Source organism: Thiohalomonas denitrificans (assembly GCF_016841685.1).
GTDB lineage: Bacteria > Pseudomonadota > Gammaproteobacteria > Thiohalomonadales > Thiohalomonadaceae > Thiohalomonas > Thiohalomonas denitrificans_A.
The window spans coordinates 1-10,444 of sequence record NZ_JAENYR010000101.1 but is presented as its reverse complement, the minus strand read 5'-3'; the positions used below and the strand labels follow the sequence as shown (position 1 = coordinate 10,444).

Genomic DNA, 10,444 nt, shown 5'->3' with positions numbered 1-10,444 from the left:
CGCCTCGGCTCCGGCCGGCTCCGGCTGTGCCTCGACTTCGGCCGGCTCCGGCTGTGCCGCGACTTCAACTGCCGCCGGTTGTACCTTGATGTTGAGCTCTTTCAACAATTCGATGTCCGAGCCGTTATCATGGCTGATTTTAAGGGTCCAGTCGCCGCTGCGGTCCAGCGTCACCTTTCGCCAGGTCCGGTAGCGCAGCGAGCTGGCGGCACTGGCGGTTTTCACATCCAGGTCCTCCCCCTTGTGGTTGAAGTGCATCGTGACCTTTTGCGGATCCATATCGGCGGGCACCATAAAGGCCATCCAGAGCATGAAAGATTGACCTTTCTCCAGGGCGTTCGGCTGCAATTCGTCTTTGCATTCGTTCTTCGACTCCCCTTCGCTGTATACGTCCGCGCACAGCTTTACGTCGACCAGCACGATACCCTGCTCCTGGCCGTTGAAGTAAAAGTCGATGACCTCCCGAGCACTCTCCGGCGAGGGCTTGGCCGCGGCACTCAGGGAAAAAGTGGCCGCCAGTAGAAAAAGCAAAAAAGAGCGCATGTTTTTATTCTCCTTATAGGTGGGGGCTGAAAAGTCCCTCCCGAATTGTCCGGGAAGGCCTAACTAAAAACAATTAAATGCTTCACCCATTTGAATGATCGCTGAATTCTCCGGAAAAATCCTCGTTGGTACACACTAACCGACTGCGCCTGAACCGCTTTTGCTTATCCACAAAACTTGTGGATAACTTTGTGGACAGTTTGCGGATAGCCGCTTCCAACCCGTACTGCTGTGCGCCTAACCTCAAATTGAATATTTTCTGACCACCGATTTAATTTTCATGATTTCATTGACTTATGACGATTTTATGCTTGTTTCCGCTCTGCGCGGCCACTTCCGTACGACGCCTTCGCGCTTCCCACAGGACTGTGCATAAGGCAGCACGTATGGGGTTTACTGATCTGCGTGATCAAGCAGGTGTTTATCCCGCGGGCAGAGCGTATGGGTGATCGGTGGCGGTTTTTCCCGAAGGAACAAATCAAGCAGAGAGATGGCGTCTTCCACTTCCAGCCACGTGTTGCGGCCTACGTCGACCCGCCGACACCAACTGCACATGCGGAGCCGCTTCCCCTCTCTTCTTTCTTTGGGGTCGAGCAAACGGATGGGCTTCCGCATCTCGCGGTACTGAACACGGCAGCGGTATTCAACCCCTCTGTCGGGCAGGGGCCATATATCCATGAGCATGAAGCGGCGAACGGCAGGCGCATCGCACCGGAACGGCAGGTCAAAGATGTGGTGCCCGCTCCGAACCCTCTCCAACAGCGCCTGATTTAACCGAATCACCTCCTCACCAACGATAAAATCCCAGACCACCCGCCCCAGGATCCGGGGCGCACGCAGCTCGGAACCGCCGTTCGCGCTAGCGAAGCGATTCCAGCTTTCATTGACCCGAAAAATACGGTCATGTCTGTCGAGGCGATAAACGATCTCGCCATAGTTCGGTTCTTGCATCCGACCTCCAGGCTACTCATCGAGAGTCGTAGCAACGGATCCCTCGACGCACAACAGGCAGTCTGTGGCGGGCTTGCGAAAATGACCGGCGGTTCTGCGTATTCGCCACGATATGAACCCGGCAGTCAATGGCTAATCTGTGCGCATGACGGAAAGACTTTTAAACAGGGAGGTAACCATGAAAAAAGCAAACTGGATTTGCGGTGGACTTTTCGCCGCACTGGGGGCCGCAGCGTCACCAGCAGTGGCTCAGGATACTCCGGGACTGTTGGAGGCGGATAGAGATGCACCGCAATGGTATGTCGGCCTGAACGGTACCTGGGCAGACTACGACGTAGGCAATTTTGACGAGGAGTGGGGCGGCAAACTCTTCGGTGGCTATCAGCACAACCGCTGGCTGGGCTTTCAGCTGGGTTATGCCTATCTCGGCAAGTACGAAGCCAACGGCGGCGATGTCGAGGTGGACGGGTTCGAGCTTGCGGCTTTGGGGCATTATCCGATTACGCCCAACACTTCGGTATTCGGCAAGGTAGGTGCCTTTGCCTGGGATACCACGGTCGATGGAGCCGGCGTACCGGTGAGTGATGATTCCGGCACGGATGCCACACTCGGACTCGGGGCAGAGTACTCGATCACTGAACAGGTCGGTGTGCGCCTGGAGGTCGAGCGTTTCATGGACGTGGGCGATGAAGACATCGACGCCGTGTCCCTGGGCGTAGTTACCCGGTTCTGAGGCTTTTTCCGATTCGACCCGGCCCCGCCCGGCCGGGTCAAAGCCCTGCCGCGTGTCGTCACCTGTTCGGAACGGTGGAATCCCGGCCAGAAGCAGACCCTTGCGGCAGTATCCACGGTTAGCTGATAGCCTTATGGGCGGAAGCAACCGGGAAACGGCACCGCGATGACTTATTACGACGTTTTTAACGGCGATGCCGACGGCATCTGTGCACTCCACCAGCTTCGCCTGCACGAACCCGCCGATGATGCTGTCCTGGTGACTGGCGTAAAGCGGGACATTGCCCTGCTGGCCCGGGTGCATGCCGGTGAGGGCGATCGGGTAACCGTGCTCGACGTTTCATTCGACAAGAACCGCGACGGGGTGAAGCGTCTCCTGGAGGCGGGAGCCGCCGTTCGCTATATCGACCATCACTACGCGGGGGAACTCCCCGAACACCCGAACCTTGAAGTGCTCATCGATACCGCCTCGGACGTCTGCACAGCCTTGCTGGTGGATGCCCGGCTGGAAGGACGGTACCGCCCCTGGGCGGTGGCTGCGGCATTCGGCGACAACCTCACCGACGCGGCACTACGTGCGGCCGGGCCGCTTCAGCTGAACGAGAGGCAGCTCGAGTCCCTCAAGGAACTCGGAATCTGCCTCAATTATAACGGTTACGGTGCCAGCGTCGATGACCTCTTCTTTACACCGGACGATCTCTACCGCCGGCTGCGCCCCTATACAAACCCTTTCGTCTTCATGGTCGAAGACCCGGCCTACGAAGAACTCCGTGAGGGATTCCACGCCGACATGGCCCGTGCCGAATCCCTTCGCCCCGAACTGGAAACCGATACCTATGCCGTCTACGTCCTGCCGGATGCCAAGTGGAGCCGGCGCGTGGGAGGGGTATATGGCAATGCACTGGCCCGACGCCGTCCCGAGCGCGCCCACGCCCTGCTGTCGATGCTGCCCGACGGCAACTACCAGGTGAGCGTACGCTCACCCACGGCCAATCCGGAGGGAGCGGATGACCTCTGCCGCCAGTTCCCGACCGGCGGAGGCCGCAAGGCGGCGGCCGGGATCAACGCCCTGCCCGCCGATCGATTCGATGCCTTCATAGCGGCGCTCCAGGCGGCATACGGGAAGAACTAGCCCGACCCGATTTTCGACCATGTGGGTCGGCCTTCAGGCCGTTATCGCCTCAAGACCCGCCACCAGCGCCAGACATTCAACAGGCTCGCCAGTGATGCGGCGAGATAGGTGAAGGCCGCTGCGCGCAGCACCCGGCGTACCGACCGCTGGTCTTTCTCCTGAAGGTATTTGCCTCGCTGAAGGATCGGCATGGCTTTGCCGAAGCTTGCATCCCACTCCAGTGGCAGGGTCACCAGGTGGACCACCGCGGCACTGCCCAGGCTCGCCATGGCGAGCCCGAACAGCAGCAGACCGCTGGCCGGGACTCGGGTCAACGCCGTGACCACCGGGACCACCATAAGGGCTGCGGCACCGCCGCGCTGTGCGGTCTGGGCCAACATGACCAACCGGTTTCGGGTGGAAAACAGGGACTCCCCCTGATGGTGCTGGATGGCGTGTCCCACCTCGTGGGCGGCCACAGCCACTGCGGTCAGGCTGCGTCCGTCGTGTACGTCGGGGGTCAATCGGACCATCCGGGTCTCGGGATCGTAGTGATCGCCCTGTTCGGTAGTGCCCAGGCGAATGCCGGTGAGGGCGAACCGGTCAATGAGGTGTTGCGCCAGCTCGCCGCCGGTCCCGGAAAGATCGGGTCGCTCCCGGCTGTATCGCTTGAAGATATAACGCACCCAAAGCTGCGGGCCAAACAAAAGCCCCAGCAGCAGCAAAATAAACAGTGCAATATGCATTTAGATTATCCGTCGAGCAGTCGCTCGAACTATTCATCTGAACCTTCCTTGTCGTCTCGCCACACGGCGGGGCGTGCCCGCCGTCCAGTGCGCCCATCTGCGGTCCTGGCGGGAGCCGCGAAGATGGTGTGTCGCTGCGGTAAATGACTCCGGTTTACCGCTTTGGACACAGCCTATCAATTCCGTTCGTCAATTTTTGGTCTTCAGTAGCAAAAACTCGATATCGTTGCTCTGCAGCAGTTTTCGCGCCTGTTCGAGCTTTTCCAGGTCTTCATAGGGGCCCAGCTGCACACGGTGCCAGGTGTCCTTGTCGTCGATGGTCACGGTCCGGACCCTTGCGACCAGGCCCAGCAGCGCCAGCTGTGCCCGGCGTGTATCGGCATCATCCGCCGTGCTGAAAGAGCCTGCCTGGAGCAGGTATTTTCCCGGCGGCGTCTCTTTCAGTTCCGGTTTCTGCAGGTCCTCTTCCGGGATCATCACCTCGTACTCGGGCAGGAGCTTGTAGAAATCGAAACGGACCCGGTCTTTCTTCTTCGTCGGGGCGGATTCCGGCTGCTGTTTCGTTGTGGGTGGCACCAGGCGCGGCTTCGAAACCGGCGCCGGTGCACTGGCTTCGCCTCCGGGCACCTCGCGGTCGGTGTTGATGTAGAACAGAAAGGCCACGAACAGCCCGATCAGCAGGCCGGTGGTCATCCACAACCAGGGCGGAACCATCGGCTCCTGTTTGGCCTTTCTGGCGTAATCACGCGTCATAAGTCGTCCGCTACATGCTTTCCGGCGCGGAGACGCCGAGCAGGGAGAGGCCGTTGGCGAGGACCTGTTTTGCGGCCAGGATAAGTGCCAGCCGTGCATCCCGCAGCGTACTGTCCTCGACCAGGAACTGATGGGCGTTGTAATAGGTATGGAAGTCATTGGCCAGTTCGCGGAGATAGTGCGCGAGCTGATGCGGCTCATGCACCAGGGCCGCCGCCTCGACCACCTCCGGGTAGCGGGAGATGGTCTGCAGCATGGCCTGCTCGTGGTCCTCCTTGAGCATCGGCAGATGGCGCAGCCCGGCCTGGCGGTCGTAAAACAGCTCCTTCTCCTTCAGCTGGTGCATCACCGAGCAGATCCGTGCATGGGCGTACTGGATGTAGTAGACCGGATTGTCATTGGACTGGGACTTGGCCAGGTCCAGGTCGAAATCCAGATGCTGCTCGCACTTGCGGCTTACGTAGAAGAAGCGCGCGGCATCGTTGCCGACCTCCTCGCGCAGCTCGCGAAGGGTGACGAACTCACCGGAGCGGGTCGACATCTGCGCCTTCTCGCCGCCCCGGTAGAGGATGGCGAACTGCACCAGCAGCACATCGAGCAGCGAGGCATCGTCGCCGATGGCCTCCATGGCGGCCTTCACGCGCGGCACATAGCCGTGGTGGTCGGCGCCCCAGACATCGATGACCCGCTCGAAGCCGCGCTCGAGCTTGTCCATGTGGTAGGCGATGTCGGAGGCGAAGTAGGTCTTCACACCGTTCTCGCGCACCACTACGCGATCTTTCTCGTCGCCATAGTCACTGGAACGGAACCATAGGGCGCCCTCTTTTTCATAGAGGTGTCCCGACGCCTTCAGCCGTTCAATGGCCGCGTCCACCTTGCCCGACTCCACCAGGGTGCGTTCCGAGAACCACTTCTCGTAGGCGACGCCGAACTCCTCGAGGTCGCGGCGGATGTCGCCGAGGATGGCATCGAGTGCCGTATCGAAGATTATCCGGTAGCTCTCTTCCCCCAGCAGGGTCCTGGCCTTGCCCACCAGGCCGTCGATATGCGCCTCCTTGTCGCCACCGACCGGCTCATCCGCCGCTACTCCCTCGAACACGGCTGCAGCGGAATGGCGGAAGGCGTCGCCGTGGTCGCGGTGAATGGAGGCGGCGATATCCCAGATGTAATCGCCCCTGTAGCCATTGGACGGGAAGACCAGCTCTTCCCCGCAGAGCTCCAGATAGCGCAGCCAGACGCTGGCGCCGAGAATATCCATCTGACGGCCCGCATCGTTCACGTAATACTCGCGATGCACCTCGAAGCCGGCAGCGGCGAGCAGGTCGGCTACGGTGGCGCCGTAGGCGGCGCCGCGGCCGTGGCCCACGTGCAACGGGCCGGTGGGATTCGCCGAGACGAACTCCACCTGTACCCGCTTGCCATTGCCGATGGTGGAGCGGCCGAACGCCTCGCCGGCCTCGAACACCTGGCCGACCACGGCCTGAAAGGCAGTCGGGGTCATATGGAAATTGATAAAGCCCGGCCCGGCGATCTCCACATTGGCGACCTGATTCGAAGAGGGCAGGCGATCGATGATCAGTTCGGCAATGTCGCGCGGTTTGCGACGCGCCGGTTTCGCCAGCAGCATGGCCGCATTGGAGGCGAAATCGCCAAACTTCTTGTCGCGGGTGCGCTCGATGGTGAAGTTGGGCACTTCGCATTCGAGCTCGCCATCATGGCGCAGGCGCTCCAGTGCCGTACGAACCAGGTCCTCGAGGTGATGTTTCATCAGGCTAAATCAATACCGGTGATAAGGTGCAGGATGGAAAATTAGCAGCCGCGACGGCGCCCGTCGCGTGAAGCCGCTTATTATCTTGCATCTTGCAGTGGGTATCCACCGCAGGCGGCTTTAAATTGCCATTCCGTGAGCGAGGGCAACATACTGGCGGTTAGGAAGGCGCTCCGGCGGTGGTTTTCGTTATGGAGTATCGCGCCGGGGGCGGCCCTCCACCGGGAATGGAGGCGTTCTCCCGCGAGGCTCAAAACATCTCGCCGGGATCGACGTCAAGCGACCAGCGGACGCGCCGCCCGGTCTTCAGGCCCTCCAGCTGCGGCGTCCAGCCGGCGAGCAGGCGATGCAGGGTGGAGCGCTGATCGGACTGCAGCAGCAGCTGGGCCCTGACCCGCCCGGCGCGCTTCTCCATGGGGGCCGGAACCGGATCCCAAATCTCCACCCCCGGCAGGCCGTAGCCCACGGCCAACCTGCGCGCCTCTTCCAGAAAGGCGAGCGGCGCGTCGCGGTCGACCGCCTCGGCCCGCAGCAGTGCCAGGTGCGAAAAGGGTGGCCAGCCGGTTTCACGGCGCTCATCGAGCAGACCTCGGGCCAGGTGGCCGTAGTCGTGTTCAACCAGCCCGGAGAGCAGCGGATGCTCGGGAAACTCGGTCTGGATCAGTACCTCGCCGAGGCGCTCGGCCCGCCCGGCGCGGCCGGCGACCTGGATGATGAGCTGTGCCATGCGTTCGGCTGCGCGAAAATCGGCGCTGAAGAGGCCTTGATCGGCACCGACGATGCCCACCAGGGTCACTTCGGGAAAGTGATGGCCCTTGGCCAGCATCTGGGTGCCGACCAGGATTCGTGCACGGCCGCCCCGCACCTCATCCAGCAGATCGCCCATGGCCCCTTTGCGGCGGGTGCTGTCCCGATCGATGCGCACCAGTCCCACCTCCGGAAAGCGGCCGCGCAGGGACTCTTCCACCCGTTCGGTACCTTGCCCTACCGGCGCCAGGTCCGCGCTGGCGCACTCCGGGCACTCGGTCGGGAGCCGCCGATCGGCACCGCAGTGGTGGCAGCGCAGTCGCCGTGCACCCGCATAGTAGACCATGCGGGCATCGCAGCGCTCGCAACTGCTCTGCCAGCGGCAACCGCGGCAGAACAGTGTTGGAGAGTAACCGCGCCGATTGAGGAAGATCAGCACCTGCCCGCCGGCCGCGATGTGACGCTCGGCGGCCTTGAGCAGTGGTTCGGAGAGACCATCGGTGAGCGGATTGTGCCGGATATCGATGAGGTGCAGGTCCGGATGCAGGGCCGTCCCGGCCCTCTCCGGCAGCACCAGCGGCCGGTAACGTCCCAGTTGGGCATTGTGCAGAGTCTCCACTGACGGAGTGGCCGAGCCGAGCACCACGGGAACATCACTGAGACGCGCACGCATCACCGCCACGTCCCGTCCGGAATAGCGGAAGCCGTCCTGCTGTTTGAACGAGGGGTCATGCTCCTCATCCACCACGATGATCCCCAGGTCGGCCATGGGGGTGAACACCGCTGAACGGGTGCCGATGACCACGGGGGCGCTGCCGTCACGGGCCGCCAGCCACGCGCAGAGCCGCTCACCATCGGAGAGCCCCGAGTGGAGGACGGCGATGGGAACCGGGAAACGTCTCCGGAAACGCTCGATAAGTTGCGGGGTCAGGCCGATCTCCGGCACCAGCACCAAAGCCTGCCGGCCGGCGGCGAGGACCCGCTCGATCATCCCCAGGTAGACCTCGGTCTTGCCGCTGCCGGTGACGCCGTCGACCAGAAAGGCACCGAATCCCACACCATGGTCGGCCACCGCGGCGATCGCCGCCTCCTGAGGTGGGTTCAACAGAGGCCGCTCACCTTCGGGGTCCGCCTGCGGTGCGGGGAGGCAGGATCCCTCCAGACTCTCCACCCAGCCCCGTTCCTGCAGGCGGGCCAGCGCCGGGCGCCAGGTGACGAATTCGGTTGCCAGCGCCCCGGCAGTGAGGCCTTCGGGCTCACTTCGCAGACGATCGAGCAGCACCGCCTGCCTGGGCGCGCGCCGCGGCTCTCCCTTCGCTTGAGCCAGGCCCGCCTCACTGGCCCGGTAGCGTTGGATGCCGGCCGCACGCGCGACACGCCCCTGGCGCAGCAGCACCGGCAGCGCAGTCTGGTACACCTCCCCCGGAGGGTGGTGGTAGTAGTCCACCGCCCAGTCCAGCAGGCGTCTTTCGGTCTCGCTCCAGAGCGGCTCCCGGTCCAGGCATTCGGTGGCCCGTTTCAGGCGTTCGGCGGGAATATCCGTGTGGTCGACGACCTCGACCAGAACGCCGACCACCTGTCGCTTCCCGAACGGGACCCTAACCCGTTGGCCGGGTGTTATCGTCCCGCCTGCGACAGCCCCTGGTGGCAGGTAGTCGAACAGTCGTCGCAGAGGGGAGGGAACGGCGATTCGAAAGACGGGCTCAGGCATGGAGGCAGTCTAACATCCGATGGTTAAAACAGCCGTTTTACGGTAGTGATTTAAGACCGAATCTCCGGAAAATGACCGGGGAGGCTGTCCGAGAATAGCAATGGGCTCCAAAATGGAGGTTGGCGCTGAGGAACGAAAATAATGTTCTCGGACAGGCTCCTGGCTATCTATCTGTCCGAAAAGTAGTCGAATTATCCACAAATCCTGTGGATAACTTTGTGGACAGACTGGGAAAATCGCCCCTTGGGCCGCAGCATTGTTACGCGTTTGTAAATTGCGCATAAAATAACCAATCAAAAAAGCTCTTTTAAAACCGTAGTTTATGTCAATTCGTTACGCGCTTATGGAGCGTTATCGCAAGCCGGCACCTGCTAACAGGGCTCGGGTTTGAATTGTGTATAAAAGGCACGGAAAGGGGTTGTTATTGGGCTTGAGTTTATGTTAGTGCAATCAAAAATCCGGCTCCTGGCTCCAACGCGGCCTGTCCGTCCAGACCTCAATTCTCCCGAACCATTCCGGGGGCGGGCAGGCCGTCGATGCTGACAGCATTCTTGCGGGCGTGGTATTCCTTAATCCCTTCGGGTCCCTTTTTCCCGGTCCAGGCCATCAGTTCGTCGCGTTGACTCCGGTAATCCATGAGCGGGACACCAAAGCCGCAGGAGCTCTGGATCCGGCGCACATCGACACGGACGATCTGCCGCTCCCCCTTGAGACTGGCGGGAAACAGGCAGCGCAGAGAGTCCCATTCCGGCTCCCCCGGTGCCACCACCCTTCCCTGGCCATAGAGCCGCAGGATTTTCGGCTTGCCGGAGAATGCGCAAAACATCAGTGTAATGCGGCCGTTTTCACCCAAATGGGCGGCGGTTTCATTTCCGCTTCCGGTCAAATCCAGATAGACAACCTCGCGTGGACCGAGCACGCGCAGCGTATCCAGGCCGCGGGGGGAGAGGTTGACGTGGCCCTCTTCGGATAGCGGCGCCGTGGCGTTGAAGAACAGGGGCTGGGCCTCGATCCAGGCCGCCATGTCAGTGTCGATCTCGGAGTAGAGTTTGGCCATCGAATCCTCGTGTACAAGCCGGTCGAAAAGAATCAAGAGTAAACGCAAACGGCAGGAAAACAACCGTGCCAGTCGTAAAACCGCAGTACGGGCATGGTAGAGGTACATCCCAGCGACACTGTCATTGCGAGCCCCGGCGACGAAGCAATCTACCTCTCAAACAGCAAGATTGCGCGTCGCCCGGGGCTCCTCCTGATGAACTTCCCCCCGCTGTCATTACGAGGAGCCCCGGCGACGAAGTAATCTGGTGTCCTAACAGCGAGATTGCCACGTCGCTGTGGCTCCTCCTGATGAACTTCCCCCCGCTGTCATTACGAGGAGCCCC

The 10,444-nt window shown here is 61.6% G+C and carries 9 protein-coding genes; 2 read left to right on the top strand and 7 right to left on the bottom strand.

The window, feature by feature from the left end; all coding sequences use genetic code 11:
• Positions 1 to 543 (bottom strand): hypothetical protein (locus Q7L05_RS15695; protein WP_303908868.1); only part of this gene is annotated, 543 nt, incomplete at its 3' end.
• 393 nt (positions 544 to 936) lie between these two features.
• Positions 937 to 1,494, bottom strand: coding sequence for a hypothetical protein (locus Q7L05_RS15690; protein ID WP_303908865.1), 558 nt, complete (start codon positions 1,492 to 1,494; stop codon positions 937 to 939).
• Positions 1,495 to 1,672: 178 nt separating this feature from the next.
• Between Q7L05_RS15690 and Q7L05_RS15685 the strand changes: the two genes are divergently transcribed.
• Both Q7L05_RS15685 and Q7L05_RS15680 read left to right on the top strand, forming a co-directional pair.
• On the top strand, positions 1,673 to 2,227 hold the full coding sequence (locus tag Q7L05_RS15685; protein WP_303908862.1) for an outer membrane beta-barrel protein: 555 nt from the start codon (positions 1,673 to 1,675) through the stop codon (positions 2,225 to 2,227).
• Between the two features lie 165 nt (positions 2,228 to 2,392).
• Positions 2,393 to 3,358 (top strand): acetyltransferase, encoded by a 966-nt coding sequence (locus Q7L05_RS15680; protein ID WP_303908859.1) that lies wholly within the window; start codon positions 2,393 to 2,395, stop codon positions 3,356 to 3,358.
• Between the two features lie 41 nt (positions 3,359 to 3,399).
• On the opposite strand, the gene Q7L05_RS15675 is transcribed toward Q7L05_RS15680, so the two are convergent.
• The 5 genes from Q7L05_RS15675 to Q7L05_RS15655 form a co-directional block, all read right to left on the bottom strand.
• Positions 3,400 to 4,083 (bottom strand): zinc metallopeptidase, encoded by a 684-nt coding sequence (locus tag Q7L05_RS15675; RefSeq protein WP_303908856.1) that lies wholly within the window; start codon positions 4,081 to 4,083, stop codon positions 3,400 to 3,402.
• Positions 4,084 to 4,272: 189 nt separating this feature from the next.
• A complete protein-coding gene (locus Q7L05_RS15670; RefSeq protein ID WP_303908853.1) occupies positions 4,273 to 4,836 on the bottom strand; it encodes an SPOR domain-containing protein in 564 nt (187 codons plus the stop codon).
• 10 nt (positions 4,837 to 4,846) lie between these two features.
• Positions 4,847 to 6,604 (bottom strand): arginine--tRNA ligase, encoded by a 1,758-nt coding sequence (argS, locus tag Q7L05_RS15665; RefSeq protein ID WP_303908850.1) that lies wholly within the window; start codon positions 6,602 to 6,604, stop codon positions 4,847 to 4,849.
• A 250-nt stretch (positions 6,605 to 6,854) separates the two neighbouring features.
• Complete coding sequence (locus tag Q7L05_RS15660) at positions 6,855 to 9,062, bottom strand: primosomal protein N' (RefSeq protein WP_303908846.1); 2,208 nt, start codon at positions 9,060 to 9,062, stop codon at positions 6,855 to 6,857.
• A 496-nt stretch (positions 9,063 to 9,558) separates the two neighbouring features.
• Entirely contained in the window at positions 9,559 to 10,119 is a 561-nt protein-coding gene (locus Q7L05_RS15655) for a pyridoxamine 5'-phosphate oxidase family protein (RefSeq protein WP_303908842.1), read from the bottom strand.
• Positions 10,120 to 10,444: the final 325 nt, after the last annotated feature.